Raw genomic sequence first — 24,619 nt, 5'->3', positions numbered from 1 at the left:
ATAAAACCCATTCCTTTTATCCGCTGGCGGCTCTCGCAGACTGCCGGCCGGACTCTTTTCGCTTGCCCAGAGGTATGACAATGAATGCAGTAATTGCCGCGGTCGGCATCATGCTGATCCTCAGCCTGTCCCGCGTGCATGTGGTGATCGCCCTGATCGTCGGTGCGCTGGTCGGTGGCTTGACCGGTGGCCTGGGGATCGAGGCGACGCTCAAGGCTTTCAACAGCGGCCTCGGCGGCGGGGCGACGGTGGCGTTGTCCTACGCCTTGCTCGGCGCGTTCGCCGTGGCCATTGCCAAGTCCGGCATGGCTCATGCGCTGGCCGACAAGGCCCTGGCGATGGTCGATCGCCAGCACGCCAATGGCGGTGGCCAGGTCAAGTGGCTACTGATCGGTCTGCTCTGGGTCGTGGCCATTGCCTCGCAGAACATCTTGCCGATCCATATCGCGTTCATTCCGTTGCTCGTGCCGCCGCTTCTTTATGTGCTGACCAAGCTGCAACTGGACCGCCGCCTGATCGCCTGCGTCATGACTTTCGGCCTGATCACGCCCTACATGTTCCTGCCGGTGGGCTTCGGCAACATCTTCCTGAATGAAATCCTGCTGGCCAACGTCGCCCGCAGCGGTGTGGACATCAGCGGCATCAACGTGACCCACGCCATGGGCATCCCGGCCCTGGGCATGGTGGCAGGCCTGCTGATCGCGTTTGTCAGCTACCGCAAGAAGCGTGTCTACGACCTGGCGAAGATCGAACAGGTCGAGCAAGTGGCGGTGCAATACAACCCGTTGAGCCTGGTGGTGGCCGGCGTGGCCATCGCGGCGGCGTTCATCATTCAGTTGCTGCTGGATTCGATGATTATCGGTGCGCTGGCCGGCTTCCTGATTTTCTCGGTGTCGGGCATCGTCAAATGGCGCGACACCGATGACCTGTTCACCGAAGGCATGAAAATGATGGCGATGATCGGCTTCATCATGATCGCCGCCTCCGGGTTTGCCGAAGTGATGAAGGCCACCGGTGAGGTGCAGACGCTGGTCGAGTCGTCGGCGGCGTACATCGATCACAGCAAAGGCATTGGCGCCTTGCTGATGTTGCTGGTGGGGTTGCTGGTGACCATGGGCATCGGCTCGTCGTTCTCCACCGTGCCGATCCTGGCGGCGATTTTCGTGCCGCTGTGCGTGCAACTGGGCTTCAGCCCATTGGCGATCGTGTGCATCGTCGGCACGGCCGGTGCCCTGGGCGACGCCGGTTCACCGGCTTCGGACTCGACCCTGGGCCCGACCTCCGGCCTGAACATCGACGGCCAGCACCATCACATCTGGGACACCGTGGTCCCGACCTTCCTGCACTACAACCTGCCGCTACTGGTGTTTGGCTGGGTAGCGGCGATGGTCCTGTAACCCCGATACCCCTGTAGGAGCGAGCCTGCTCGCGATGGTGTGTCAGCCGACACCAAGGTAGCTGACACACCTTCGCGAGCAGGCTCGCTCCTACAAGGGATCTTCAGTGCTCCTGATGACTGAATTCAACTTTTGATTTGTCGTGCCGTTAAAGCTTTTAACCACGCTAACAAAATCAAAAGAGTGAACGTCATGCGCATGAGCCTCAAGGCCAAAGTCCTGTCCCTTGCCGTCCTCCCGGTGTTGCTGTTTGCGCTGGTCATCAGCCTGACCACGCTGTTCATTCTGCAGGATCAGGCACGCAAGGAAGTCGAGCAGACCCGCGAGCGCCTGCTCAGTGATGCCAAGGCAACCCTGCAAAGCTACGTGGCCGTGGCCATGACCACGATCAAACCGCTCTACGACGCGGCCGCCCCCGGCGATGAGGCGGCGCGGGCCCAGGTGATCAAGCTGCTGTCGAGCATCACCTATGGCAAGGACGGCTACTTCTTCGGCTACGACTCCAACACCGTGCGCCTGTTCAAGGCCAACAGCCCCGAAGGCGTGGGCCAGAGCTTCAAGGACAACCGCGACCCGAACGGTGTCTACGTCAACCGCGACCTGGTGAAAGTCGCCAAGGATGGTACGCACTACCTGCAATACAGCTCGCCATTGCCCGGCAACACCCAAGTGCTGGTGCCCAAGCTCGGCTACACCGAATACCTGCCCAAGTGGGACATGGCGGTCGGCACCTCGGTCAACCTCGACGGCATTGAAGCACAGGTGGCGGTGGTCGAAGCCAAGGTTCAGGAGCGCATGCAAGGCATGGTGCTGAGCATTGTTGGCGTAGCAGTCGTGGTGCTGCTGGTGATCGCCGCTGCCGGGATGCTGCTGGCCAATACCATTCTGCGTCCGCTGCATCTGATGAAAGCCAACCTCGACGACATCGCGGCAGGCGAGGGCGACCTGACACGCCGCCTGACCATTACCAGCCAGGACGAGCTCGGTGAACTGGCCGGCTCGTTCAACCGTTTCGTCGACAAGATCCATGGCCTGGTGCGGCAGATCACCGAAATGACCTCGCAACTGACCGGACTGGTGAATCAGGTGTCCGACCAGGCCAATCGCTCGGACCAGGCCATGGAGCGTCAGCGCCATGAGACCGATCAGGTGGCCACGGCCATCAACGAAATGTCGGCGGCGGCCCAGGAAGTGGCCAAGAGCGCGCAGAATGCCGCGGTGGCAGCCCAGCAGACCGACGAAGAAGGCCAGGCCGCCAAGCGTGTGGTGGCCGGCAGCATCGAGAAAATTCATGCCCTGGTGGACGACATCCGCAGCAGCGGCGTGTCCCTGGACAGCCTGCAAAAAGACGTGTCGTCGATTGTCAGCGTGCTCGGGGTGATCCGCTCGATTGCCGAGCAGACCAACCTGCTGGCCCTCAACGCGGCCATCGAAGCCGCCCGCGCCGGCGAGGCCGGGCGCGGCTTTGCGGTGGTGGCCGATGAGGTACGGGCGCTGGCCAGCCGCACGCAAATCAGCACCCAGGAAATCCAGGGCATGATCGACCGCTTGCAGGCCGGCACCCAGTCGGCGGTGGAGGCGATGCGCCGCTCCAGCGAGGCCGGCGACGGCACCTCGGCCCAGGCCAATGAGGCGGGGGCTTCGCTGGACACCATGGCTCAGCTGATCGCGACCATCAACTCGATGAACGCACAAATCGCCAGTGCCGCCGAAGAACAGACTGCCGTCGCCGAGGAGATCAACCGCAGCGTGCATCAGATTGCCGTGGCGGTGGATAACGTCGCCGACGAAACCCAGCTTGGCGCGCAGACTTCGCGCAGCCTGGCCGACCTCGGTCAGCGCCTGGGTGGTCTGGTGGGGCAGTTCCGGATCTGACAGAACAGAGACAAAACCTGTGGGAGCGAGCTTGCTCGCGATGACGGCAGCACATTCAGCATTGATGTTGGCTGAGCCACCGCTATCGCGAGCAAGCTCGCTCCCACAGGGTTCACGCCAAATCGATCCGACAGCCGACCGGTTCCGTTGGATGGTAGCTCCTACACTGACAACACGGGTTGTACCTCAACGTCCCCGAAGATCAGTACCCAAGGAGTCAAACCCATGACCGAACGTACTTGCGACTGTCCGAAATGTAACTGCAAGCTCGGTGAACATCCGATCGTGCGTCACGGCAAGCATTACTGCTGTGAAGCCTGTGCCAAGCATCACGAGCACGGCGAGGAGTGCGCATCCCAAGGCTGCAAGTGTGCCCACTGAAAACCACGGCACACGCCAAAGTGGAGCCTAATCCGGCTCCACTTCCAGCCTGAGGCTGTCATCTTCCAGGCGTTCGCTGTGGCGCACGGTGCCCTGCAAGCGCCGGCCTTCGACCCGCAGCACCAGGGTCCTGGCTTGCTCCAGATCTTCCGGCAGTGGCACCGGGACGCGTATGGCGAAGCAGAATGGGGCATTTTCGACCTGTTCCAGCCCGATCCGGCACTCGGCGCTTTTGGTGATGCGGCCGAACAGTGTGTCCAGACCGTAGTCCAGCTGCGCAGGGCTGTTGACGGATGTTGCGCTCATATCCCTTCCCCCGAACCTGATGGTTACCGGATATTAGTTCGTCGGTCGCCACTTGACGTTTTCCACGCCGAATTTTTCAGCCATCGGCTTGCTGGTCTTTTGCACCTTCTCGCGTCCGAAGCGGGGGATTCGCCCCACCCCCGCATCACAGCTCGCCCAATGCCAGGCTTCTGCGTTATCCATTTTGTCCAGGCGGATGATGAATGATTTCGGAGCGCCATGGAGGGTGTACTCGATGACGAATAATTTTGCACTGTTCATAAAGCCCCGGTTCCTCCCTGTTGTACATAGAAGGATCGCGCGCCCTCAGGAAAATTCATTCGGATTGTCGGACGGCGGCGATTGCTGGCGACAAGTTCTACGCCCCGTTACCATTGAGCCTCCCGCACCCCCAATGAACATTGATCATGGCCCTCGCCGCACCGCCTGACCTGAGTGACACCGATGTGCCCGTGCAGCCGCTGGCGCGCACCTATCCGCGCGGGTTGTACATCGAGCCCCATGAGCACGTCTGGGGCCAGTTGCTGTATGCGATGAGCGGGGTGATGTGGGTCGAGACGCCGCACGAGGCGCTGGTGGTGCCGCCGCAGCGGGCGGTGTGGTTGCCGCCCGGCGTACCTCATGGAATTCGTGTGGTGTCCGACCTGCAAATGCGCAACATCTACCTGCGGCCGTCCCTGGCCGCGACCCTGGATGACCGCGTTCAGGTGATCGAGGTCGGCGGCTTGCTGCGCGAACTGATCGTCGGCCTGGTGGAGCAGGGCAACGACGGTGCGCCCGAGTATTACGATGCGCTGGTGGGCCTGGCGCTGCTGGAACTCAAGCGGGCCAGGCGCTCGTTGCTGAAAATCCCGCTGCCGGACGATTCCGACCGGCGATTGATGAATTTGTGTCAGGCGGTCATGGCCGCGCCTTCACTGGATATTCCTTTCGAACAACATGCGGATAACGCCGGAGCCAGCGTGCGCACCCTGGCGCGACTGTTCAAGGACGGCTTGGGCATGGGCTTCGCCGAGTGGCGGCGTCAGGTGCAACTGGCGACGGCGGTGGCCGAGTTGATCCAGGGCGTACCGGTCAGCGCGATTGCCCGGGAGCTGGGCTATTCACCGAGCAGCTTCAGCGACATGTTTCGTCGTGAACTGGGCGTTGCGCCTTCGCAGTTTCCGGCGGCGCAACGCCAGGACTGAGTTCGCCGAGGCCAGGCTTTGGCCGAAATTCAGAAGCACTTGGCCGATGCTCAAAGGCATCGCCTTCTAGACTCAGCGCATACCTCAATTGCCCCCGGAGTCTGCCATGAACTACCTCGTGTCAGTGGCCATCGGTCTGGGTGTCGGTTTGCTCTACGGCGCCCTGGACTTTCGTTCCCCCGCACCCCCGGCCATCGCGCTGGTGGGCCTGCTCGGCATGCTTGCCGGCGAAAAGCTCTGGCCGATGGGGCGGGGGCTGGTGGCTGGCTGGATCTCCTGAACCCTTTCGACTCGATGGATACGCCCATGAAAGCTCTGCAATTCGATAAAACCGGTGATCTCTCGGCCCTGCGCTACGTCGAGGTGCCTACACCTGTGCCAGGCACCGATGAAGTGCTGGTCCAGATCAAGGCCGCCGGCCTCAACCCGAGCGATGTCAAGAACGTGCTGGGGCGTTTTCCCTACACCACCTTGCCGCGGATTCCCGGTCGTGACTTTGCCGGTGTTGTCGTGGCCGGCCCGCAGGCGCTGATCGGTCAGGAGGTCTGGGGCACGGGCAAGGAACTGGGGTTTTTCGCCGACGGTTCACACGCGCAGTTCGTCAAGCTGCCGGCCAACGGCGTGGCGCTCAAACCCACGCATTTGAGCTTCACGCAGGCCGCCAGCCTTGGTGTGCCCTACACCACGGCGTGGGATGCTCTGGAACGCAGCCTGGTGACGGCCGAAACCCGATTGCTGGTCATCGGTGGCGGGGCAGTCGGCAGTGCCGCGCTGGCCTTGGCCAAGGTGCGCGGTGCCCGGGTGCTGGCGGCCGCGCGGCGTCCGGAGCAGGTCAAGGACTTGCAGGATCAGGGTTATCAGACCCTGCAACTGGATAAACCCGAAGACCTCGGGGCTCAGGTCAACGCCGTCTATGCCGGCGGCGCCGACGTGATTTTCGACACCACCGGTTTCTGGCTGCCGGCCTCGGTACCCGCTCTGGCCGCGTTCGGCCGCATCGCGATCATCGCGGCGCCTCTGGACGGTCACGTGCACTTGCCGTCGCTGGCGTTGTATCGCAAGGGTGGCTCGGTGGTGGGGATCAACTCGTTGCTGTACGGAGTGCAGGCGTGTGCGGCGATGCTCGACCAGTTCGGCCGGTTCTTCGACCAGGACCTGTTGCCGTTGCCCCAGGGTTTGTTCGAGTCGCCACTGGCCGAAGGCCTTGAGCGTTATGCCGAGGTGAATCAGGGCAGTGGCGACAAGGTGATTCTGCTGCCCTGACCCAACCCCTGTAGGAGCGAGCCTGAACTGGTCAAGTAATCCCGGACACCGGTTACGGTGTTTATGCCGCTTTTTGCTCCATGGCTATTGGCGACAGATAGTTGTTGTAGCTGTGGAGCCTGGTGCGGTTGTAGTACATGAAGAAGCGCACCATATCGGTTTTTGCTTCCTCGATCTTGCTGTAACCACTGCGAGGCACCCATTCTGATTTCAGCGTGCCGAAAAACCGCTCTGTTGGAGCGTTGTCCCAGCACTGCCCGCGATGACTCATGCTTTGCAATATGTCACGACGCTTCAGTTCTTCTTGAAACTTGCGGCTGGTGTACTGACAGCCCTGATCCGAATGGAACATCAGTCCCGGAGGACACGTTCGAACCTCTGCTGCCATGCGTAGCGCCTTGCTGACCAAGTGGGCGTCATTGACCAGCGAAAACGCCCAGCCAATGACGCGGCGAGCAAACAAGTCGATCACGATGGCCAGATGAACCCAGCGTTTGCCCACCATCAAGCTGGTAACGTCGCCACACCAAACCTGATCGACTGCAGCCGGCTTGAAATTGCGCTTGAGCCGATTGGGCGCGACAAATGCTTCAACGCCTTTGGATCTGAATGGGTGAGGCTGACGTTGTTTACTGACAATGTTGGCCTCCCTCATCAGCACTCTGACAAGGCCTCTTCCGATCGCGATGTTTTGGGACTTCAGGTTCTTGCTGATCATTCTGGAACCCATGGCTTCCCGGCTTTCGCTGTGCAGTTCAACCACTTTCAGCTTGAGCTCTTCGCGTCTGATCCGCGGTTTGGCTCGCCGCTGAAGCCACTCATAAAAGCTGCTGCGCTTCACCTCGAAAACACGACACACAATGGCAGTCGGGAATGACTCTCTTAGTTCCGCAATCATCGAAAACGATCGGGATCCGACATCAAGAGAGCGGTAGCCTTTTTTAAGATCTCGGCTTCCATCTCCATGCGCTTGATCTTGGCCTTTAGTTCCTGGATCTGCCGTTGATCTTCGGTAATCGCCTTGGTGCCCTTGACGGGCTGTCCCTCGCGTTCCTTGCGAACCTGATCGACCCAGCGCCGTAAAGCGGTGGGCCCGATGTCCAGCGATGCACACACGTCTGGAACCGGGCAGTTATCATCAAGCACCATGCTGGCAGCATGCAGCTTGAATTCGCGGGTATAGACCTTTCTTTCGTTCATGGAACCTCCAAGTTGGCGAAATCATATCGCCCTTAAGAGGTGTCCGGAATTATTAGGCCAGTTCAGCCTGCTCGCGAAGGCGTAGTGAGATTCAATATCCATGTCGACTGACATGGCCTCTTCGCGAGCAAGCCCGCTCCCACAAAGTCCGTGGCTGTGCAACACCTTGCGCATGCCTCGCTCTGCTAGAATCGGCCCCATTGACCCAATGAGGTACCCCTATGAGCGAGCCGATTCGCCTGACCCAATACAGCCACGGCGCCGGTTGCGGTTGCAAGATTTCCCCTCAGGTGCTGGAAGTGATCCTGGCCGGCAGCGGGGCGCAGAACCTCGACCCGAAGCTTTGGGTCGGCAATGCCTCGCGCGATGATGCGGCGGTGTATGCCATTGACGAGGAACGCGGCGTGGTCTCGACCACCGACTTTTTCATGCCGATCGTCGACGATCCCTTCGATTTCGGCCGAATTGCCGCCACCAATGCCATCAGCGACATCTATGCGATGGGCGGCGATCCCTTGATGGCGATAGCGATTCTGGGCTGGCCGGTGAACGTGCTGGCGCCGGAAGTTGCCCGGGAAGTGATACGCGGCGGCCGCGCGGTGTGTGACGCGGCGGGTATCCCGCTGGCAGGCGGGCACTCCATCGACGCGCCGGAACCGATCTTTGGCCTGGCTGTGACCGGTCTGGTGGAAAAGCGCCACATGAAACGCAACGACACCGCCACGGCCGGTTGCCTGCTATACCTCACCAAGCCCCTGGGGATCGGCATCCTTACGACCGCCGAGAAAAAGGGCAAATTGCGCAACGCCGACATCGGCCTGACCCGGGACTGGATGTGCACCCTGAACAAACCCGGCAGCCGTTTCGGCAAGCTCGACGGCGTGACCGCGATGACCGATGTCACCGGTTTCGGCTTGCTCGGGCACCTGGTGGAAATGGCCGACGGCAGCCAGCTCACGGCGCGCATTGAATATGAACGCGTACCGCGCCTGCCGGGGGTGGAGTATTACCTGGAACAGGGCTGCGTACCGGGCGGGACTTTGCGCAATTTCGACAGCTACGCCAGCAAGCTCGGACGCCTTCAGGAACTGCACAAACGCGTGCTCTGCGATCCGCAGACCAGCGGTGGCCTGCTGATTGCCGTGACGCCGCAAGGCAACGAGCAATTCCTCTCAGTGGCCGCCGAACTGGGCCTGAGCCTGGAACCGATCGGTGAACTGGTCGAGCGACAGAGCAACGCGGTCGAGGTGTATTGATGTTCGTCGACTGCACTGATTACCGCGATATCTTCCTCAACGATCGGCCCATGATGGACGCCCGCGCGCCGGTCGAATTCAACAAGGGCGCGTTTCCCGGCGTGATCAACCTGCCGTTGATGAATGACCATGAACGCCAGCGGGTCGGCACCTGCTACAAGCAGCACGGCCAACAAGCGGCCATCGTGCTGGGGCATCAACTGGTGTCGGGGGCGGTCAAGGCCGAACGCATCCAGGCCTGGGCCGATTTTGCCCGGGCGCATCCGGATGGCTTGCTGTATTGCTTTCGCGGCGGCCTGCGCTCGCAGATAGTCCAGCAATGGCTCAAGGACGAGGCCGGTATCGACTATCCACGGGTGGGCGGCGGCTACAAGGCCATGCGCACCTTCCTGCTGGACACCCTCGATCAAGCCGTGACCCAGTGTGATTTCGTCCTGCTGGGCGGCATGACCGGCACCGGCAAGACCGAGGTGCTCACGCAACTGGGCAACGCCGTGGACCTTGAAGGCCATGCCAACCATCGCGGCTCCAGTTTCGGCAAGCGCGCAACGGGCCAACCCTCGAATATCGACTTCGAAAACCGCTTGGCCATCGACGTGCTGAAAAAACGCGCCCGGGGCATCGAGCAGTTCGTACTGGAAGACGAAAGCCGTGCGGTGGGCAGTTGTGCGCTGCCGTTGCCACTGTACCAGGGCATGCAGCAGTTCCCGATGGTCTGGCTGGAAGACAGCCTGGAAGGTCGGGTCGAGCGGATCCTGCGCGATTACGTGGTGGATCTGTGCGCCGAATTCATCGACGTGCATGGCGAGGAGGGCTTTGCGTTGTTTTCCGAACGCTTGCTGGCGAGCCTGAACAATGTGCAGAAACGCCTGGGTGGCGAACGTCATCGTCGCATGCTGGTTTTGATGGAGGATGCGTTGGCGGAGCAGGCCCGCAGTGGCGCGGTGGATCTGCACCGGGGCTGGATCGAAGGGTTGCTGCGCGAGTATTACGACCCGATGTACGCGTTTCAGCGGGAGAAGAAAGACGCGCGGATCGAGTTTGCCGGGGAGCGGGGGGCGGTTCTCGAGTATCTGCGCGAGCGGGGCAGACAGAAAGGTTGAGGGTGTTTTTGCCGGCCCCATCGCGAGCAGGCTCGCTCCCACATTTAATCAGCGGCGGTCACAAAAATTGTGTTCGCTGAAGATCGAATGTGGGAGCGAGCCTGCTCGCGATGGCGCCCGTTCAGACAAAGCAAAACCTCAGGTCGGGCAAGTTTCAGCGCCATTATCCAGACCCTGTTTGTACACATGGCTCTGCAAACTGGCCTTGCCGTTATGCCAGGTCAGGGTCAACACATACAGCGAGTCATAGTCGCTGGACTCCCAGTCATCGGTGATGGTCGTTTTCTTGCCGGTAGCGTCGCCGGCCACCTTGTTGATCAGCTCCGGCAGGTAACCGTGGGACCAGGCGGTGTAGATGATCGAGTTGTGGTACTTGTCGTGCAGCAACTCATCGGCCAGGTCACTGGTGTCATTGGCGGAAAAATTGATGTTCACCGGCAGGCCCAGCTTGATGGCGCTGGGGCTGATGGTCATCAGGGGGCGGATGTAGCTGTAGGAATTGTCGAGCTCGCCTTCCTCGACGTTACGGGTCGGGTTCGCCGCGAACACATAGTTGGCCTTGCCGAACTTTTCCGGCAGCAGCGTGGCCAGGTCGATGGCGCGGTTCAGTCCCTGGCAATTGAGCTGGCCCAGGCCACCGTCGGGTTTTTCCCCGTGGCGCAGGAAGACCAGCGTCTGGGTGCCATCCATCGGTTGGGCGCGACTCAGACCGGATTCCAGCGACAGGAACAACGCGCTGACCACCAGCAAGGCGGGCAACAGCAGGTAAGCTCGATGTCTGAAACGTTGGGCAAAATTGAACAGGTTCATGAGTAAAGGGTCTTCAGCGTAATTCAGTTAAGGCTGACAAACCTTTCCACCACGATTGTCCTGCGTCGGGTGTTTTCCATGTCATTGAAGCCGGTCCGTTATCAAAGGGGGTGGTGCTCAGAGTCCCCTGAACCCGTTTGGTTCGATTCCGGCCGAGTGGGCGGCAATGTACCGGTAACCTTCATGGGTTTGCAGCGAAGGTTATCGACAGGATGTTGCACAATTGTGGACACCCTACACTCAATGGCGTTGAAACGGTCGTGATCTCTTTTGATCTCCTCTATCAGCGAGATTGATGGTTTCAAGGGATCGCTGAGCGGATATCTACATTATGATCGTCACTCTCAATGTCTTCGTGGATCCCGCCCATGACCGATTTGTCCGCATTTCCCATCACCCGCAAATGGCCTGCCCAGTATCCGGAGTGGATTCAGCTGTACTCCTTGCCGACCCCCAACGGCGTCAAGGTCTCGATCATGCTCGAAGAGATCGGCCTGCCGTATGAGCCTCACCGGGTAGGCTTCGACACCAACGACCAGATGTCCCGGGAATTTCTTTCCCTCAATCCCAACAACAAGATCCCGGCGATCCTCGACCCCCACGGTCCGGATGACCAGCCGCTGGCGCTATTCGAATCGGGAGCGATTCTGATCTACCTGGCCGACAAGAGCGGGCAACTGCTGGCCCAGGAATCGGCAGCGCGCTACGAAACGATCCAGTGGCTGATGTTCCAGATGGGTGGTATTGGTCCGATGTTCGGCCAGCTCGGGTTTTTCAACAAATTCGCCGGCAAGGACTACGAAGACAAGCGTCCCCGTGACCGCTACGTCGAGGAAAGCAGGCGCCTGCTCAAGGTACTCGACGGCCGGCTGCAAGGGCGTGACTGGATCATGGGCGAGCGCTACACCATCGCCGACATCGCCACCTTCCCGTGGGTGCGCAACCTGATCGGCTTTTATGAGGCTGGCGATCTGGTGGGCATCCAGAACTTCCCTAACGTCACGCGGGTGCTGGAACGCTTCCTGGCGCGGCCGGCGGTGGTGCGCGGGTTGCAGATTCCAAGTCCTGTCGCGAGCTGATACACCGCATAACCTGTGGGAGCGAGCCTGCTCGCGATGGCGTAGTGTCAGGCAGCATTTGTATCGACTGACCCACCGCTTTCGCGAGTAAGCCCGCTCCCACAAGGGGATATGGTGTTCTCAGGGCGCGCCAAAAAACGGCCGGATCCCGTGATCACGGAAGTACCGTTCGATCACTTTCGGGTCCGAACAGGTTTCGGCAATTGCCACATAGGTATCGGGCCGCAACAGATAAAAGCCGTTGCGCCCCAGACCCGCTGCTTCGAACGCCGGTCGCCAGTCGAATACGTGCAGCGGCAGGTGGTGCTCGTGGCACCAGGCGATCATCTCGTCGCTGGTGTCGCCATAGACATGCACCTGCCAGGTCAGGCACTTGAGCGACTCGAAATTATCCCCCTCGCCGTCATGGGCCCAGGGCAGGCGATCACCGCCATGCACATGCCCGGCAACGCCGGTACTCAGCGGCATTCCACGATAATTCAGGGTGATCTGCGACACCGTGCGAAACAGGAACTGGCGGGAGGTTTCGAACGCGGTCATTTTCGGTAACAAGAACGGGGCCAGGCGCGTACGCAGCAAATCGGCAATCGGCCCGTCGGCAGTGACGAACGTGAAGACCCGATCGGTGGTCGCCACCAGTTTGCGCGCAAACGCAATGCGCTCGGTTTCATAGGTGTCGAGCAGCCTGGCCTCGGCACCGCCGCTCAACACGGCCGCCAGTTTCCAGGCCAGGTTGATGGCATCGCCAATCCCGGTGTTCATGCCCTGGCCGCCCGCCGGGCTGTGCACATGGGCGGCATCACCCAGCAAAAACGCCCGCTCTTTGCGGAAGTGATCCGCCACCCGATGGTGCACGCGGTAGGTCGAAAACCAGTTCAGTTGCTCGATCTGCACCTTCATGTGCTCGATGGCCCGGCTGCTGACATCCTCGAAGCGCAGGGTCTCGGCGTGTTCGGCGCGCTCGTCGCGCACCGTGCCGATCAAGCGCGCGCGACCCGTGTCTGCCAGCGGGAACACGGCGAGGAAGTCCGCCTCGTCGAGATCCACATGCAGTTCGCCGTTGAATGTCGGGCCGCTGGCCTGCACGTCGGCGACGTAGAAAATCTGTTGGTAAGTCCCGCCGGGAAACCCGGTATCCAGGGTCTTGCGCACTATCGACCGGGCACCGTCGCATCCGGCCAGATAACAGGCCTGGCAGATTTCCTGCTGGCCGTCGGGCAGCTGCAGCGTGGCCGTGATGCCGTCTGCGGTTTGCTCGAAGCCTGCCAGTTCAGTGTTGCGTTCCACCGTAATGCCGAAGGCTTGCAGGTGCTCGATCAGCAGCCGTTCGTGTTCGTCCTGCGGGAATATCTCGAGAAACGAGTAAGGTGTCAGGCCCTCGCCGATCCGGGACAGAGGCAGGCGTGCCACGGGCTCACCCTTGACCCAGAAGTTGCCGGCCTTTACTTGATGGCCGTGTTGCACCACAGCCTCGTCCAGTCCGAGTTGGCGATACAACTCCAGCGTCCGTGCCTGGACGGCCAGCGCCCGGGACGTGGTGCCGGGGGCCGAGGTTTTGTCGACGATCCGCACGCGCACCCCCAGTTTGCTTAGCCACAACGCCAGGACCAGCCCGGTCGGGCCGGCGCCGATGATCAACACGTCGCTGCGGTGCATGACCTGTCCTCCTCGCTGTGTGAGTCAAGTATGGTCCAGTCGGGGAGGGCGGCAACCGTCGGACTGCCACGGACGTAGCCGCTGACCTGCCATTGGTCGTATGGTTGGCCCGGACAAACGGATTAGATGGAACGACATGCAAATCAGATTGATCACAAGCGTTGCCGTATTGCTGATATTGGCCGGTTGCGGCAGCCAACGGACCCAGGAACCGGCGGCGCGCAGCCCGGCCGAAGTGAAGGCCGAGATTGTTCGTTTGCTGCCGGCCAAGGCCGCCGATCCCCAGGGTTGGGCCACGGATATCCAGGTGGCGTTTACCGCGCAAGACATCTCGCCGACCACGCAAAACCTGTGCTCGGTGCTGGCGGTGACTGAACAGGAGTCGACCTTTCAGGTCGATCCGAACGTACCGGGCCTTGGCAAGATCGCCCGTGACGAGATCGACCGCCGTGCCGCCAAGGCACATATTCCCCGCCTGCTGGTGAGCGGTGCGTTAATGCTCGATTCGCCCAATGGCAAAAGCTACAGCAACCGCCTGAATGCCGCGCGCAGTGAAAAGGAACTGAGCGCTGTTTTTGACGACTTCATCGGCATGGTGCCGATGGGCAAGAAGCTGTTCGGCGGCTTCAACCCGGTGCATACCGGCGGGCCGATGCAGGTCAGCATTGATTTTGCCGAACAGCAGGCCAAGGGCTATCCGTATCCGGTGAAAGGCTCGATTCGTCATGAAGTGTTCACCCGGCGCGGCGGCATGTATTTCGGCATCGCGCATCTGCTCGGGTATCCGGTCAGTTACCCACAGCCGTTGTACCGCTTTGCGGACTTCAACGCGGGTTGGTACGCCAGCCGTAACGCTGCATTCCAGAACGCGGTGAGCCGGGCTTCCGGTATCCCGTTGGCGCTGGATGGCGACCTGGTGCGCTACGGTTCGATCATGCCCGGCACCACGGAACTGGCCGTGCGTACCCTTGGCAAGCAACTGGACATGCGCAATCCGACGATCCGCGACCAACTGGAAGAGGGGAACACCCTGGCGTTCGAAGACAGTAAACTCTATCGGCGGGTTTTCGAACTGGCCGAACGGGCCGAGGGCCGGCCGTTACCCCGTGAAGTGTTGCCGGGGATCGTGCTGCAAAGCCCGAAAATCACCCGCAAACTCACCACCGCCTGGTTCGCCAAGCGAGTCGATGAACGCTACCAGCGCTGCATGGCGCGGGCGGGGAAGTAATCGCGGCGCAAAAAAGCATAAAAAACCCGGCGGGTAAGGCCTAATGCTGTTCAGTTAAGGAAGTTGTAGGAGCGAGCTTGCTCGCGATGGACTCAAGAACGCCGCGTTTAGCCAGTAAATACGCGTTATCGTTAACGACCATCGCGAGCAAGCTCGCTCCTACAGAGGACCACATTCGCTTAAGTGAACAGCATTAGGCGGGTAAGGCCGGGTTTTCATTGAGTCCCGCGGTCAAGCACTGCATTCAGACAGCGCGGCTTTCGATCAGACGGTCCGAGCCACCTTCGGCAACGCGGTTTTGCAGCAGTTTGTCGGAACCGCCTTCAGCGACGCGGTTTTGCAGCAGTTTGTCGGAACCGCCTTCGGCAACGCGGTTTTGCAGGAGCTTGTCGGAACCGCCTTCGGCAACACGTTTTTCCAGCAGGCGATCCGAACCACCTTCGGCCACGCGATTCTCGATCAGGCGATCGGAGCCACCCTCGGCCACACGGCTTTCAATCAGACGATCCGAGCCGCCTTCAGCGACCACAGGTTGAGCAGAGTTTGCGGCGAAAGCGTTAACGGCGAAAACCGAGAAAGCGATGCTGAGGAGGGTTTGGCGTTTCATGATGGTGTGCTCCGGGGTGCTTATGGGTTGGTATGGAGCAGATGTTACGCCGGGGATTTTTTAAGAGAACTTCATTGAGGTGATGGTGAACATCGACGGCAATGATAGGACCGACGCCACTCCTCTTGTGAGCGTGATGGTGCGGTCGTCGGATGGCTACGGTGTGGTCGGCGGCGGCTTCTACACTGGATAGCTGGCGCGTTCCTCTGCCGCGACGGTCGATGTGGCCCGGCAGAGATCGAGGTATGCAAGGAGACGTTTATGTACCAGCTCTACGGCCATCAGAACTCCGGGGCGGCGGCCATCGAGGCTGCTCTTGAACTCTGTGATGTCGCTTATCGCTTCATCGATGTCGAGACGTCCGCGGAGGCGGCCCAGACGCTGGAAAAACTCAACCCGCTCAAACAGATTCCGACCTTGCAGCTACCCGATGGCGCTGTCCTGACCGAGAGCGCGGCGATCCTGATCCACCTCGGGTTGACCTTTCCCGCATCGGGATTGTTGCCGCAGGATCCGGCCGAGCGAGGCCAGGCCATTCGCGGCATGGCCTACATCGTCAGCAATTGCTATGCGGCCATCGGCATCATCGATTACCCCGAACGCTGGCTGGCCGAGGCGGATGAGTCGTCCAGGCAGAACCTCATGGAGGGCGCCCGCCGGCGCCTGCACTGGAGTTGGGAGGTGTTTGCCGATCAGTTTTCGGGCGAGTTGTACCTGGGCAGTGAGAAGCCAGGGGCCCTGGATGTGCTGGCGGCGGTGATCTCGCGATGGGCGGGCAGCCGGGAACATTTGCGCAACGCCCGGCCTGGTTTTTTCGCCTGGCTGGAACGCATCGACCGCCACCCGGCACTGGCACCGGTGTTCGCCCGGCATTGGCCGGCCTGACCCCCCCCTGTAGGAGCGAGCCTGCTCGCGATGGCGGCTTATCATTCAACATCTAAGTGACTGACATACCGCCATCGCGAGCAGGCTCGCTCCTACAGGGGGGCGGCGTGTGCGGATTCACTCCCCGCGAATGTACTGCTCCAACTGCTTGATCAGCTCCGCCTGTTCGGCAATGGCTTCCTTGACCAGGTCACCGATCGACAGCAGGCCGATCAATTTGCCACCTTCGACCACCGGCAAGTGACGCAGGCGTTTGTCGGACATGATGCCCAGGCAGGTATCCACGGTTTGATGGGTGTCGACGGTAATCACCGGTGACACCATGATGTCGCGCACCGGCGTGCCCACCGAAGAGCGGCCGTGCAGCACCAGTTTTCGCGCGTAGTCCCGTTCGCTGATAATGCCCAGCACTTCATCATTATCCACCACCAGCAAGGCCCCGACGTTTTTCTCGGCCATCTTCATCAGTGCTTCGAGCACCATGTGGTCGGGTTTGATCTGGTGCACTTCCTGATTCTTCTGATCTTTGAGCTTGAGCAGTTGGGCGACGGTTTTCATGGTGGTTACTCGGGTGTTGTCGTTGTTCTTGAAGAATCGTAGACGCGAGCGTTCTGGGCAAGGGCGAATGCGGCAGATAACACGCAAAAAACGTCATTCGGCGGTTTTTTTCGGCAAACCCCTCATTTAAGGCCAACGAACCACCTGTGTGCGGTGTCTGCCTGATAGACCGGCGACGAACGCGCTATCGCCACCGATGGCGGGTAGAATCACCCTCTGAATCAGTTTCGAGGTTTGCAGTGGTGGATCTACAGCAGGGCTTCGTCCTGACCCGGCATTGGCGCGACACCCCGGTCGGTACGGAAGTCGAGTTCTGGCTGGCGACCGACAGCGGTCCCCGGCGTCTGCGCTTGCCTCATCAACCATCGGTGGCGTTCATCCCCGCTGCGCAGCGTCAGCCCGCAGAAAGCGTTTTGCATGGCGAGAAGAACGTCGAGCTCAGGCCTCTGGCCCTGCAGGACTTCGAACATCGCCCGGTCCTCGGACTTTACTGTCAGCAACATGGCCAGTTGATGCGCCTGGAAACCGCGCTGCGCCGGGCCGGTGTCGAGGTGTTCGAAGCCGACGTGCGCCCGCCGGAACGCTACATGATGGAACGCTTCATCACCGCGCCGGTGCGTTTCAGTGGCACGCCGAATGCCGAGGGCCTGCTGCTCGACGCCCAGATGAAACCGGATGCCGATTACCGGCCGAGCCTGAAACTCGTATCCCTGGACATCGAGACCACCGCCCAGGGCGAGTTGTATTCCATCGCCCTGGAAGGCTGCGGCGAGCGTCAGGTGTACATGCTCGGTCCACCCAATGGCGACGCCAGCCAGGTGGATTTCCAGCTCGAATACTGCGATTCGAGAACCCTGCTGCTGAAAAAGCTCAACGACTGGTTTGCCCGGTTCGACCCGGACGCGATCATCGGCTGGAACGTCGTGCAGTTCGACTTGCGGGTGCTCCACGAACACGCCCGACGCCTGGCGGTGCCGTTGAAACTGGGGCGTGGCGGCGAGGAAATGCAGTGGCGTGAACACGGCAACGGCAACCACTACTTCGCTTCAGCCGCTGGTCGCTTGATCATCGACGGTATCGAGGCCCTGCGTTCGGCGACCTGGAGTTTCCCCTCGTTCAGCCTGGAAAACGTCGCACAAACCTTGCTCGGCGAGGGCAAGTCCATCGACAACCCGTACCAGCGCATGGACGAAATCAATCGCATGTTCGCCGAGGACAAACCGGCGCTGGCCAAATACAACCTCAAGGACTGCGAATTGGTTACGCGGATTTTTGCCAGGACCGAGTTGCTCACCTTCCTGCTGGAGCGGGCCAGCGTCACCGGTTTGCCGGCCGATCGCATGGGCGGTTCGGTGGCCGCGTTCACGCACCTGTACATGCCGCTGATGCACCGTCAGGGTTTCGTTGCGCCGAACCTCGGTGGCAAGCCACCCGAAGCCAGCCCCGGCGGTTTTGTCATGGATTCGCAGCCGGGGCTGTACGAGTCGGTGCTGGTGCTCGACTACAAAAGCCTCTATCCGTCGATCATCCGCACCTTCCTGATTGACCCCGTGGGGTTGATTGAAGGGCTCAAGCACCCGGACGACAGCGAGTCGGTGCCGGGTTTTCGTGGCGCGCGCTTTTCCCGCACCCGACATTGCCTGCCATCCATCGTCGCCCGGGTGGCCGAAGGCCGGGAAACCGCCAAGCGCGAACACAACGCGCCGCTGTCCCAGGCGCTGAAAATCATCATGAACGCCTTCTACGGCGTACTCGGCTCCAGCGGTTGTCGCTTCTTCGACACGCGCCTGGCGTCATCCATCACCTTGCGCGGGCACGAAATCATGCTGCGCACCCGCCAGTTGATCGAAGCCCAGGGCCATGCGGTGATTTACGGCGACACCGACTCGACGTTCGTCTGGCTGCGTCGCGCCCATGGCCAGCAGGAGGCGGCGCAGATCGGCCACGCGCTGGTGGCGCACGTCAATCAGTGGTGGCGCGAGCACGTGCAGCAGGAATACGGCCTGCAGAGCGTTCTCGAATTGCAGTTCGAGACCCACTACAAGCGTTTTTTGATGCCGACCATTCGCGGCGCCGAGGAAGGCAGCAAGAAGCGCTACGCCGGGCTGGTCACCCGGGAGGATGGCAGCGACGAAATGGTCTACAAAGGCCTGGAAACCGTGCGCACCGACTGGTCGCTGCTGGCTCGGCAATTCCAGCAGGAGCTGTATTCGCGGATCTTCCTGCGCAAGCCCTACCAGGATTATGTGCGTGACTACGTGCGCAAGACCCTGGCCGGTGAATTCGATGACCGGCTGATCTACCGCAAACGCCTGCGCCGCACCCTCGATGACTATCAGCGTAACGTGCCGCCCCATGTGCGCGCGGCACGCCTGGCCGACGAGTACAACGACCGCCAGGGCCGCCCGCGGCAATACCAGAACGGCGGCTGGATCAGCTACGTGATCACCGTCGCCGGCCCTGAACCGCTGGAAGTGCGCAGCGCGCCCATCGATTACGACCACTACATCACTAAACAGCTGCAACCGGTGGCGGACGCCATACTGCCGTTTGTCGACGACGACTTCTCAACCCTGGTTGGGGGGCAACTGGGCCTGTTTTGAGTCCATCAGCGACAAGGTCCAGTCATCCAGGATGCCATGGAAGTACTGATTCAAGGCTTGCTGGAAAAGGCTGTCGGCATCGGTGACCTGGGCAAACAGGGTCATCGAGGAATGAAACTTCAAGTCGTCGGGATGGCCGAAAATCCCGGCCACCGAACGCTCCCGGATGTTCAGTACTTCCTGGGTGCAGGTGCGTAGCCGGGCGCCCAGCAACGGATGCTCAAGGTAGGCCAGAGCTTCCTCCCGCGATCGGATGGCAAAGCGGCGCGACATCTCGCTGCCGCCGAGCCCGGCAAACTGGGGAAAAATGAACCACATCCAGTGACTGCGCTTGTGCCCGTTGTTCAGCTCGGTTTGAACCCGGTCGAACACCGGGTCTTGAGCATCGAGAAAACGTTGCAGATTGAACGGGTCCTGGTGGTCGGTGCTTCTCATGGTGAAGCTCTCTGACTGACTGCGGTGGTTCAGACCATGGCCAGCCGCTGTTTGCGTTGTGGCGCGTGAAACGCTTGGTCCAGCGCCTCCAGATCCCCGGCTTCAAGCTGCAATCGGGCAGCTTGGGCATTGAGCCGCACATGCTCGGAGCGGACCGCTTTGGGGATGGCGATCACGCCGTCCTTACGCAGGATCCATGCCAGTGCCACTTGTGCAGGCGTCGCGTCGTGTCGGGCGGCCACCTGTTTGAGGGTGGCATTGGCGAGCAATTTTCCGCCCTGGTCGATCGGGCAGTAAGCCATGACCGGCAACCGCTGTTGCTGGCTCCAGGGCAGTAAATCAAATTCTATGCCCCGTTGTGCCAGGTTGTAGAGCACCTGATTGGTGGCGCAGGCCGGGGCGTCCAGTTCCAGCAAGTCGTCAAGGTCGAAATTGGACACGCCCCAACGCCCGATCTTGCCGTCTTCGCGCAGGCGTTCGAAGGCTTCAACGGTTTCTTCCAGCGGATACTGGCCGCGCCAATGCAGCAGATACAGATCGATGTAATCGGTGCCAAGCCGGCGCAGGCTTCGCTCGCAAGCCAGGGGAATGCCCTGGCGACTGGCGTTGTGCGGGTACACCTTGCTGACCAGAAAGACGCTGTCGCGCTGGCCGGCAATGGCATCGCGGACCACTTTCTCGGCACCGCCTTCGGCGTACATTTCCGCGGTGTCGATCAGGGTCATGCCCAGTTCGATACCCAGGCGCAGTGCAGCGACTTCTTGCGTGTGCCGTGAACGGTCTTCGCCCATCTGCCAGGTCCCCTGGCCGATGACCGGGACCCTGGTGCCAGCCAGTTCAAGCGTGCGCATGCAAACCTCCTTTATGAATGCCGATGACTATTTCTGTGGGCAGCAGAATAGTCCATCGGTTCCGCCGCGGGCTGTGATCTCTTGAGCTGCACCTTGCCGGTGATCGATTGCTCTGTGCCGATACTGCACTTTTTCGAAATGTCCGGCTCTATCCATGGCAGCCTGCGGCGATCCCCACCGCCGGCCCATGCCCAAGTCCAAGAACCCATGGCTCGAGTTTCACCCGCGATCACTACTAAAATCCGCCGTCATTGCCTGCTGCTGGCAGGTCTGTCGATATTCTTCGTCACCGGTTGCAGCCAGCAGCAGGGCGGCGACATCATCGACCAGATGCGCGAAGGCAAACCCCAGGAGTTCCTGCAGACCAGCGTCGACCGCATGGCCACCCTGACCATGCGCGACAACCTCGACAGCCTTTACCTGTTGATGAGCAAGCTCTACCTGCGTAACCCCGATGAACTGAAAAAATCCGGGTTCCTCGATGCCCGCACCGCCGGCAAGCAAGTGCGCATGGCCATCGAGTTGCAGCAGCCCTTACCGACCCTGGGCGGCAAAAAGGACCTTGCGGCCCTGCGTTTTGCCATGAGCCCGGAGTTTCTGGGCGATCGGGTCGGCGCGTTCATCTATGCCGTCGGCAGCATGCTGGTGACCGCCCATGGCAATCGCCTCGAGTTCTACATGACCGATACGATCAACCCGGTATTCGTCAGCAATGCCGCGCGCAACATCGAGATCGCCACCTGGATCCTCAGCCAGCGACAGAACAAAGAGGGCCAGCCCTTGCTGTTCTCCAATGAAATCTCGGAGGAGGGCAGCAACCTGAGCTTTGCCGTCGAGTTCGGCAAGATCGTCGCCCGGCTGGACCTGCTGACCCAGATGCTCGACGAACGCTACCGGCGCATCGGCCTGAACTATGCCCAGAGCCTGCTGTTCCTGAATTTCCTGCCGGTGCAGTGAACTCAGCACCGCTCCCACAGGGGGGATTGAGCTCAGGGTATAAAGATAGATCGCATCGATATAGCTGGTTATAAGAAATGCCGTTATGCTGCGGGCCGGATTTCCCCTGCGATCGTTGTGGACGTATTCATGGATTTACTGAACATCGGGTTGGTCGTTGCCGGGCTGGTCGTCGGCTTCATCGTCGGCATGACTGGCGTAGGTGGCGGGTCGCTCATGACCCCGATCCTGCTGTGGTTCGGGATCAACCCGGCGACGGCGGTCGGTACCGACCTGCTGTACGCCGCCATCACCAAGTCCAGCGGCGTACTGGTTCACCGCAAGAACAACAACATCGACTGGGCGATTACCGGCTGGCTGACCTTGGGCAGCGTGCCCGCGGTGGCGTTGACGCTGTGGTTCCTCAGTACACTGCACAGCGCCCCCGAGGCGATGAACGCGATCATCAAGCAGTCCCTCGGGTTTGTGTTGTTCGCCACGGCATTGGCGATCCTGTTCAAGAGGCGCCTGCTCGACTTCGCCCACAAACGTGCGGGCGGCAACTACAACCCCAGCGGATTGCGCTTGAACGTGATGACGGTCATCACCGGGCTGGTCCTTGGCGCCGTGGTCGCGCTGACGTCCATCGGTGCCGGTGCGCTGGGCACCGTGGCACTGTTCATTCTCTATCCGATGCTGCCGACCCGCCGCCTGGTGGGGACTGAAATCGCCCATGCCGTGCCGCTGACCCTGGTCGCGGGCCTTGGCCATGCCAGCATGGGCAACATGGATTGGCACGTCCTGGGTTACTTGCTGGTGGGCTCGTTGCCGGGGATTTACCTGGGCAGCCACCTGACCGGGCGTATCTCCGACGAAGTACTGCGCCCTTGCCTGGCGACCATGCTGTTGATGATCGGCTACAAACTGGCGTTCTGATTCAAGCCGTCACGTAAGCTTCATTCGCGGGTGAATATTTCCAGCAGATGCCCGTCCGGGTCATCGAAATACACCCGCCGTCCTCCCGTCTGATCATTGACCTCCCTCAATCATTGCTCACCGCGCCACGGATCGAGCGGGCTGTCATAAGCCCTCATGATTAGCCCAGTCTGTTGCGCAATGACCGCCCTGACCTAAGCTTGGGGCAAGGCGAGACATATTTGCGGTACGTCACCCGGAACGATCGCCGCAATGCGCAATCATTAGAGCGTGGATATCAAAAGGAGATGCGCATGCTCATCAGGTCACTGACCCTGGCTACTTTGCTGGCGATTGCCGGCACCTCGTTCGCCGCCGATGGCGACTCACCACTGGACATGGACAAGGGCAGGGCCCGGCCACTGATCGTCATCGCTCCGAGCACGGTTGATCCGGCCTGGGTCAGCCTGAAAAAGTCCCTGGATGAGCCGGCCAATCGCAAGGGTTTCACCGACCGCAACATGGTGCTCTACACCGTACTGAACCTGATGGGCCAGCGCGACGGCAAGGACCTGGGGCCGCAGGACACTGCGGCACTGATCCGCTCGCTCAAACTGGGTGCCGGCGCCAAGACCAAGGTGATTCTGGTCGGCAAGGACGGCGAAAAGAAACTTGAACAGTCGGACGCCATCAAGCTGGAGGAGATTTTCAGCGCTGTCGATCAGTTGCCGGCGGCCGAGAAAGAATTTACCGCGACCGTGGCCGCTCCCGTCACTGAAGCGGAACCGGCGGCCAAAGGCGCCAAAGGTACAAAATCCGGAAAACCGGCCAAGCCCGCCAAGCCGCCTGAAATGCCGGATGATTGAACCTCAATCTTGTGGCGATGGAAGGTTTTGCTGTGGGAGCGAGCTCCCACAGATGGATCAGCCACTATTGGGAAAGGGTACTCAGAATCTGATGGGCAATCTTGACCCGTTCTGCATTGGGATAATTCTTGTTGGCCAGCATCACAATGCCAATGTCCTTCGATGGCACGTACGCCACGTATGCCCCAAAGCCACCGGTTGAGCCTGTCTTGTTGATCAGCACGTTCAGCGGCAGCGCTTGTGACGGGTTCAGCCACCGGACTTCATGGGCCTGCATGGCCATCGGCGTGGAGTTGCCCTCCAGCAAACGATCCAGTGTGATCGGGTAGCGATACATCTCCCAACCGAGGCCCTGGGTCATATCGCCAACGGTGTAGTAACCGCTATGGGTCAGGGCGATGGCTTGCTGCAACGGCTTTTCCAGGGACGCCGGTTTCATGTTTGCACCGACATAGCCCAGCAAGTCCGCGGCGCTGGTTTTCACCCCATATGCCTCGGAATCCAGCGCACCCGGAGTGACACGTACCGGTTGGCCATCCTTGTTGTAGCCCTGGGCGTACAGCGCCATCTGATCCTGCGGCACGTGCACATAGGTGTGCTGGAGGCCCAGTTTCGGCAGCAGGGTTTTCTCCATCAGCTCATCAAACGGCTGGCCCATGCTTTGGGCGGCGAGGTAGCCGAACAGGCCGAGACTGGGGTTCGAATACAGTCGGTGGCTGCCGGGGGCGTAGAGCGGTTTCCATTGTTTGTAGTAGCCGAGCATTTTGTCGGCCGAATCAGATTCAGCAGGGAATTGCAGCGGTAGGCCACCGGCGCTGTAAGTGCCCAGTTGCAGCACGCTGATGTGGTCGAACGCACTGCCGCGCAAGGCCGGCAGGACATGACTGGCCTTGTCCGACAGCGACAGCTTGCCCGTGGCCTGGGCGTAGGCGGCGAGGGTGGCGGTGAAGGTTTTACTGACAGAGCCGATTTCGAACAGGGTGTCTTGCGTAACGGGGTTGCCGGTTTCTTTCGAGGCGACGCCATAGTTGAAGTAATGCGCCTGGCCGTTGACGGTGACTGCCACGGCCATTCCGTGAATACCCTCGGCCTGCATCACCGGTTGTACAGCGGCGTTCACCACGGTCTCGATTTGATCCTGTGCCACGCACTGGCCCGCGGCGAATATCGCTATCCAAGCGACGATGGTTTTCAGCCTGTCCATGTTGGTTTCGTCCGTCGT

General features: G+C 60.7%; 26 protein-coding genes and 2 pseudogenes. 16 read left to right on the top strand and 12 right to left on the bottom strand.

All coding sequences use genetic code 11. From position 1 onward, the window contains the following. Window positions 1–80 precede the first annotated feature (80 nt). The 4 genes and pseudogenes from AC3ITA_RS19430 (at window position 81) to AC3ITA_RS19415 (ending at window position 3,653) form a co-directional block, all read left to right on the top strand. On the top strand, window positions 81–1,397 hold the full coding sequence (locus AC3ITA_RS19430) for a Na+/H+ antiporter family protein (protein WP_095942589.1): 1,317 nt from the start codon (window positions 81–83) through the stop codon (window positions 1,395–1,397). Window positions 1,398–1,589: 192 nt separating this feature from the next. Beyond that, window positions 1,590–2,414: pseudogene (locus AC3ITA_RS19425) on the top strand (cache domain-containing protein); the annotation flags it as partial. A gap of 36 nt (window positions 2,415–2,450) precedes the next feature. Then, window positions 2,451–3,272: a methyl-accepting chemotaxis protein gene (locus AC3ITA_RS19420; RefSeq protein WP_414928548.1), complete on the top strand. Its 822-nt coding sequence runs from the start codon at window positions 2,451–2,453 to the stop codon at window positions 3,270–3,272. A 225-nt stretch (window positions 3,273–3,497) separates the two neighbouring features. After that, the gene (locus AC3ITA_RS19415) at window positions 3,498–3,653 is read left to right on the top strand and encodes a metallothionein (RefSeq protein ID WP_007998919.1); all 156 of its coding nucleotides are present in this window, start codon (window positions 3,498–3,500) and stop codon (window positions 3,651–3,653) included. Window positions 3,654–3,680: 27 nt separating this feature from the next. Here the strand turns inward: AC3ITA_RS19415 and AC3ITA_RS19410 are convergent, their stop codons facing one another. Together AC3ITA_RS19410 and AC3ITA_RS19405 are read right to left on the bottom strand one after the other, a co-directional pair. After that, complete coding sequence (locus AC3ITA_RS19410; protein WP_489278222.1) at window positions 3,681–3,959, bottom strand: hypothetical protein; 279 nt, start codon at window positions 3,957–3,959, stop codon at window positions 3,681–3,683. A gap of 33 nt (window positions 3,960–3,992) precedes the next feature. Then, a complete protein-coding gene (locus AC3ITA_RS19405; protein ID WP_095942592.1) occupies window positions 3,993–4,220 on the bottom strand; it encodes a DUF6555 family protein in 228 nt (75 codons plus the stop codon). A gap of 146 nt (window positions 4,221–4,366) precedes the next feature. Here AC3ITA_RS19405 and AC3ITA_RS19400 point away from each other — a divergent pair, with 146 nt between their 5' ends. The 3 genes from AC3ITA_RS19400 to AC3ITA_RS19390 all read left to right on the top strand — a co-directional run bounded on the left by AC3ITA_RS19400 (window position 4,367) and on the right by AC3ITA_RS19390 (window position 6,409). Continuing rightward, window positions 4,367–5,146, top strand: coding sequence for an AraC family transcriptional regulator (locus AC3ITA_RS19400; RefSeq protein ID WP_095942593.1), 780 nt, complete (start codon window positions 4,367–4,369; stop codon window positions 5,144–5,146). Window positions 5,147–5,252: 106 nt separating this feature from the next. Continuing rightward, window positions 5,253–5,426 carry a DUF1427 family protein gene (locus tag AC3ITA_RS19395; protein WP_008049832.1) on the top strand — a complete coding sequence of 58 codons (174 nt, stop codon included), beginning with the start codon at window positions 5,253–5,255 and terminating at the stop codon, window positions 5,424–5,426. 26 nt (window positions 5,427–5,452) lie between these two features. Beyond that, window positions 5,453–6,409: a quinone oxidoreductase family protein gene (locus tag AC3ITA_RS19390; protein WP_489278221.1), complete on the top strand. Its 957-nt coding sequence runs from the start codon at window positions 5,453–5,455 to the stop codon at window positions 6,407–6,409. A gap of 61 nt (window positions 6,410–6,470) precedes the next feature. On the opposite strand, the gene AC3ITA_RS19385 is transcribed toward AC3ITA_RS19390, so the two are convergent. Both AC3ITA_RS19385 and AC3ITA_RS19380 read right to left on the bottom strand, forming a co-directional pair. Then, a complete protein-coding gene (locus AC3ITA_RS19385) occupies window positions 6,471–7,307 on the bottom strand; it encodes an IS3 family transposase (protein ID WP_489277972.1) in 837 nt (278 codons plus the stop codon). Further along, window positions 7,304–7,609 carry an IS3 family transposase gene (locus AC3ITA_RS19380; RefSeq protein WP_008047186.1) on the bottom strand — a complete coding sequence of 102 codons (306 nt, stop codon included), beginning with the start codon at window positions 7,607–7,609 and terminating at the stop codon, window positions 7,304–7,306. Before AC3ITA_RS19380 ends, AC3ITA_RS19385 begins: the two co-directional genes overlap by 4 nt. Window positions 7,610–7,830: 221 nt before the next feature. On the opposite strand from AC3ITA_RS19380, the gene selD reads away from it, so the two are divergent. Then, a complete protein-coding gene (gene selD, locus AC3ITA_RS19375) occupies window positions 7,831–8,865 on the top strand; it encodes a selenide, water dikinase SelD (protein WP_489278220.1) in 1,035 nt (344 codons plus the stop codon). Then, window positions 8,865–9,968 (top strand): tRNA 2-selenouridine(34) synthase MnmH, encoded by a 1,104-nt coding sequence (mnmH, locus tag AC3ITA_RS19370; protein WP_489278219.1) that lies wholly within the window; start codon window positions 8,865–8,867, stop codon window positions 9,966–9,968. The genes selD and mnmH overlap by 1 nt, the downstream gene beginning before the upstream one ends. Before the next feature lie 138 nt (window positions 9,969–10,106). Here the strand turns inward: mnmH and AC3ITA_RS19365 are convergent, their stop codons facing one another. Next, window positions 10,107–10,778, bottom strand: a complete 672-nt coding sequence (locus AC3ITA_RS19365; protein ID WP_095946126.1) for a histidine phosphatase family protein — start codon at window positions 10,776–10,778, stop codon at window positions 10,107–10,109. 368 nt (window positions 10,779–11,146) lie between these two features. On the opposite strand from AC3ITA_RS19365, the gene AC3ITA_RS19360 reads away from it, so the two are divergent. Next, complete coding sequence (locus tag AC3ITA_RS19360) at window positions 11,147–11,857, top strand: glutathione binding-like protein (RefSeq protein WP_095946127.1); 711 nt, start codon at window positions 11,147–11,149, stop codon at window positions 11,855–11,857. A 120-nt stretch (window positions 11,858–11,977) separates the two neighbouring features. Here AC3ITA_RS19360 and AC3ITA_RS19355 read toward each other — a convergent pair whose 3' ends face one another. Continuing rightward, window positions 11,978–13,513: an FAD-dependent oxidoreductase gene (locus AC3ITA_RS19355; RefSeq protein ID WP_489278218.1), complete on the bottom strand. Its 1,536-nt coding sequence runs from the start codon at window positions 13,511–13,513 to the stop codon at window positions 11,978–11,980. A 136-nt stretch (window positions 13,514–13,649) separates the two neighbouring features. On the opposite strand from AC3ITA_RS19355, the gene AC3ITA_RS19350 reads away from it, so the two are divergent. Beyond that, complete coding sequence (locus tag AC3ITA_RS19350; protein ID WP_414928510.1) at window positions 13,650–14,741, top strand: DUF1615 domain-containing protein; 1,092 nt, start codon at window positions 13,650–13,652, stop codon at window positions 14,739–14,741. 244 nt (window positions 14,742–14,985) lie between these two features. On the opposite strand, the gene AC3ITA_RS19345 is transcribed toward AC3ITA_RS19350, so the two are convergent. Next, window positions 14,986–15,348: a hypothetical protein gene (locus AC3ITA_RS19345; RefSeq protein ID WP_150673428.1), complete on the bottom strand. Its 363-nt coding sequence runs from the start codon at window positions 15,346–15,348 to the stop codon at window positions 14,986–14,988. 261 nt (window positions 15,349–15,609) lie between these two features. Between AC3ITA_RS19345 and AC3ITA_RS19340 the strand changes: the two genes are divergently transcribed. Beyond that, complete coding sequence (locus AC3ITA_RS19340) at window positions 15,610–16,233, top strand: glutathione S-transferase family protein (RefSeq protein WP_150673429.1); 624 nt, start codon at window positions 15,610–15,612, stop codon at window positions 16,231–16,233. Window positions 16,234–16,350: 117 nt separating this feature from the next. Here the strand turns inward: AC3ITA_RS19340 and AC3ITA_RS19335 are convergent, their stop codons facing one another. Then, on the bottom strand, window positions 16,351–16,791 hold the full coding sequence (locus tag AC3ITA_RS19335) for a CBS domain-containing protein (RefSeq protein ID WP_057397016.1): 441 nt from the start codon (window positions 16,789–16,791) through the stop codon (window positions 16,351–16,353). 242 nt (window positions 16,792–17,033) lie between these two features. On the opposite strand from AC3ITA_RS19335, the gene AC3ITA_RS19330 reads away from it, so the two are divergent. Continuing rightward, complete coding sequence (locus AC3ITA_RS19330; RefSeq protein WP_489278217.1) at window positions 17,034–19,394, top strand: DNA polymerase II; 2,361 nt, start codon at window positions 17,034–17,036, stop codon at window positions 19,392–19,394. On the opposite strand, the gene AC3ITA_RS19325 is transcribed toward AC3ITA_RS19330, so the two are convergent. Continuing rightward, window positions 19,359–19,829 (bottom strand): DUF1810 domain-containing protein, encoded by a 471-nt coding sequence (locus AC3ITA_RS19325; protein ID WP_095946133.1) that lies wholly within the window; start codon window positions 19,827–19,829, stop codon window positions 19,359–19,361. The two genes, AC3ITA_RS19330 and AC3ITA_RS19325, sit on opposite strands and share 36 nt — an antisense overlap. A 29-nt stretch (window positions 19,830–19,858) precedes the next feature. Beyond that, window positions 19,859–20,680, bottom strand: a complete 822-nt coding sequence (locus AC3ITA_RS19320; protein ID WP_489278216.1) for an aldo/keto reductase — start codon at window positions 20,678–20,680, stop codon at window positions 19,859–19,861. Window positions 20,681–20,887: 207 nt separating this feature from the next. On the opposite strand from AC3ITA_RS19320, the gene AC3ITA_RS19315 reads away from it, so the two are divergent. Both AC3ITA_RS19315 and AC3ITA_RS19310 read left to right on the top strand, forming a co-directional pair. Next, a complete protein-coding gene (locus tag AC3ITA_RS19315) occupies window positions 20,888–21,637 on the top strand; it encodes a hypothetical protein (RefSeq protein ID WP_095946143.1) in 750 nt (249 codons plus the stop codon). A gap of 129 nt (window positions 21,638–21,766) precedes the next feature. Then, window positions 21,767–22,552 (top strand): sulfite exporter TauE/SafE family protein, encoded by a 786-nt coding sequence (locus tag AC3ITA_RS19310; protein ID WP_095946135.1) that lies wholly within the window; start codon window positions 21,767–21,769, stop codon window positions 22,550–22,552. Between the two features lie 20 nt (window positions 22,553–22,572). On the opposite strand, the pseudogene AC3ITA_RS19305 reads toward AC3ITA_RS19310, so the two are convergent. Then, a pseudogene (locus tag AC3ITA_RS19305) lies at window positions 22,573–22,656 on the bottom strand (VOC family protein); the annotation flags it as partial. 189 nt (window positions 22,657–22,845) lie between these two features. Here AC3ITA_RS19305 and AC3ITA_RS19300 point away from each other — a divergent pair. Next, window positions 22,846–23,397, top strand: coding sequence for a DUF4174 domain-containing protein (locus AC3ITA_RS19300; RefSeq protein WP_095946136.1), 552 nt, complete (start codon window positions 22,846–22,848; stop codon window positions 23,395–23,397). A 64-nt stretch (window positions 23,398–23,461) separates the two neighbouring features. On the opposite strand, the gene ampC is transcribed toward AC3ITA_RS19300, so the two are convergent. Next, entirely contained in the window at window positions 23,462–24,601 is a 1,140-nt protein-coding gene (ampC, locus tag AC3ITA_RS19295; RefSeq protein ID WP_095946137.1) for a class C beta-lactamase, read from the bottom strand. Window positions 24,602–24,619 lie beyond the last annotated feature (18 nt).

The organism is Pseudomonas sp. GL_090 (assembly GCF_057837765.1).
The sequence above is the reverse complement of the archived record's forward strand: the minus strand, read 5'-3'. Positions and strand labels throughout refer to the sequence as shown.

Excerpts from the sequence above, each read along its gene's own strand:
- AC3ITA_RS19315 (WP_095946143.1), top strand. The coding sequence starts at position 20,888 with ATGGCTCGAGTTTCACCCGCGATCACTACTAAAATCCGCCGTCATTGC.
- AC3ITA_RS19390 (WP_489278221.1), top strand. The coding sequence starts at position 5,453 with ATGAAAGCTCTGCAATTCGATAAAACCGGTGATCTCTCGGCCCTGCGC.
- AC3ITA_RS19430 (WP_095942589.1), top strand. The coding sequence starts at position 81 with ATGAATGCAGTAATTGCCGCGGTCGGCATCATGCTGATCCTCAGCCTG.
- AC3ITA_RS19325 (WP_095946133.1), bottom strand. The coding sequence starts at position 19,829 with ATGAGAAGCACCGACCACCAGGACCCGTTCAATCTGCAACGTTTTCTC.
- ampC (WP_095946137.1), bottom strand. The coding sequence starts at position 24,601 with ATGGACAGGCTGAAAACCATCGTCGCTTGGATAGCGATATTCGCCGCG.
- AC3ITA_RS19365 (WP_095946126.1), bottom strand. The coding sequence starts at position 10,778 with ATGAACCTGTTCAATTTTGCCCAACGTTTCAGACATCGAGCTTACCTG.
- AC3ITA_RS19350 (WP_414928510.1), top strand. The coding sequence starts at position 13,650 with ATGCAAATCAGATTGATCACAAGCGTTGCCGTATTGCTGATATTGGCC.
- AC3ITA_RS19320 (WP_489278216.1), bottom strand. The coding sequence starts at position 20,680 with ATGCGCACGCTTGAACTGGCTGGCACCAGGGTCCCGGTCATCGGCCAG.
- AC3ITA_RS19395 (WP_008049832.1), top strand. The coding sequence starts at position 5,253 with ATGAACTACCTCGTGTCAGTGGCCATCGGTCTGGGTGTCGGTTTGCTC.
- AC3ITA_RS19360 (WP_095946127.1), top strand. The coding sequence starts at position 11,147 with ATGACCGATTTGTCCGCATTTCCCATCACCCGCAAATGGCCTGCCCAG.
- AC3ITA_RS19400 (WP_095942593.1), top strand. The coding sequence starts at position 4,367 with ATGGCCCTCGCCGCACCGCCTGACCTGAGTGACACCGATGTGCCCGTG.
- AC3ITA_RS19420 (WP_414928548.1), top strand. The coding sequence starts at position 2,451 with ATGACCTCGCAACTGACCGGACTGGTGAATCAGGTGTCCGACCAGGCC.
- mnmH (WP_489278219.1), top strand. The coding sequence starts at position 8,865 with ATGTTCGTCGACTGCACTGATTACCGCGATATCTTCCTCAACGATCGG.
- selD (WP_489278220.1), top strand. The coding sequence starts at position 7,831 with ATGAGCGAGCCGATTCGCCTGACCCAATACAGCCACGGCGCCGGTTGC.
- AC3ITA_RS19410 (WP_489278222.1), bottom strand. The coding sequence starts at position 3,959 with ATGAGCGCAACATCCGTCAACAGCCCTGCGCAGCTGGACTACGGTCTG.
- AC3ITA_RS19355 (WP_489278218.1), bottom strand. The coding sequence starts at position 13,513 with ATGCACCGCAGCGACGTGTTGATCATCGGCGCCGGCCCGACCGGGCTG.
- AC3ITA_RS19405 (WP_095942592.1), bottom strand. The coding sequence starts at position 4,220 with ATGAACAGTGCAAAATTATTCGTCATCGAGTACACCCTCCATGGCGCT.
- AC3ITA_RS19380 (WP_008047186.1), bottom strand. The coding sequence starts at position 7,609 with ATGAACGAAAGAAAGGTCTATACCCGCGAATTCAAGCTGCATGCTGCC.
- AC3ITA_RS19300 (WP_095946136.1), top strand. The coding sequence starts at position 22,846 with ATGCTCATCAGGTCACTGACCCTGGCTACTTTGCTGGCGATTGCCGGC.
- AC3ITA_RS19345 (WP_150673428.1), bottom strand. The coding sequence starts at position 15,348 with ATGAAACGCCAAACCCTCCTCAGCATCGCTTTCTCGGTTTTCGCCGTT.
- AC3ITA_RS19340 (WP_150673429.1), top strand. The coding sequence starts at position 15,610 with ATGTACCAGCTCTACGGCCATCAGAACTCCGGGGCGGCGGCCATCGAG.
- AC3ITA_RS19385 (WP_489277972.1), bottom strand. The coding sequence starts at position 7,307 with ATGATTGCGGAACTAAGAGAGTCATTCCCGACTGCCATTGTGTGTCGT.
- AC3ITA_RS19415 (WP_007998919.1), top strand. The coding sequence starts at position 3,498 with ATGACCGAACGTACTTGCGACTGTCCGAAATGTAACTGCAAGCTCGGT.
- AC3ITA_RS19335 (WP_057397016.1), bottom strand. The coding sequence starts at position 16,791 with ATGAAAACCGTCGCCCAACTGCTCAAGCTCAAAGATCAGAAGAATCAG.
- AC3ITA_RS19310 (WP_095946135.1), top strand. The coding sequence starts at position 21,767 with ATGGATTTACTGAACATCGGGTTGGTCGTTGCCGGGCTGGTCGTCGGC.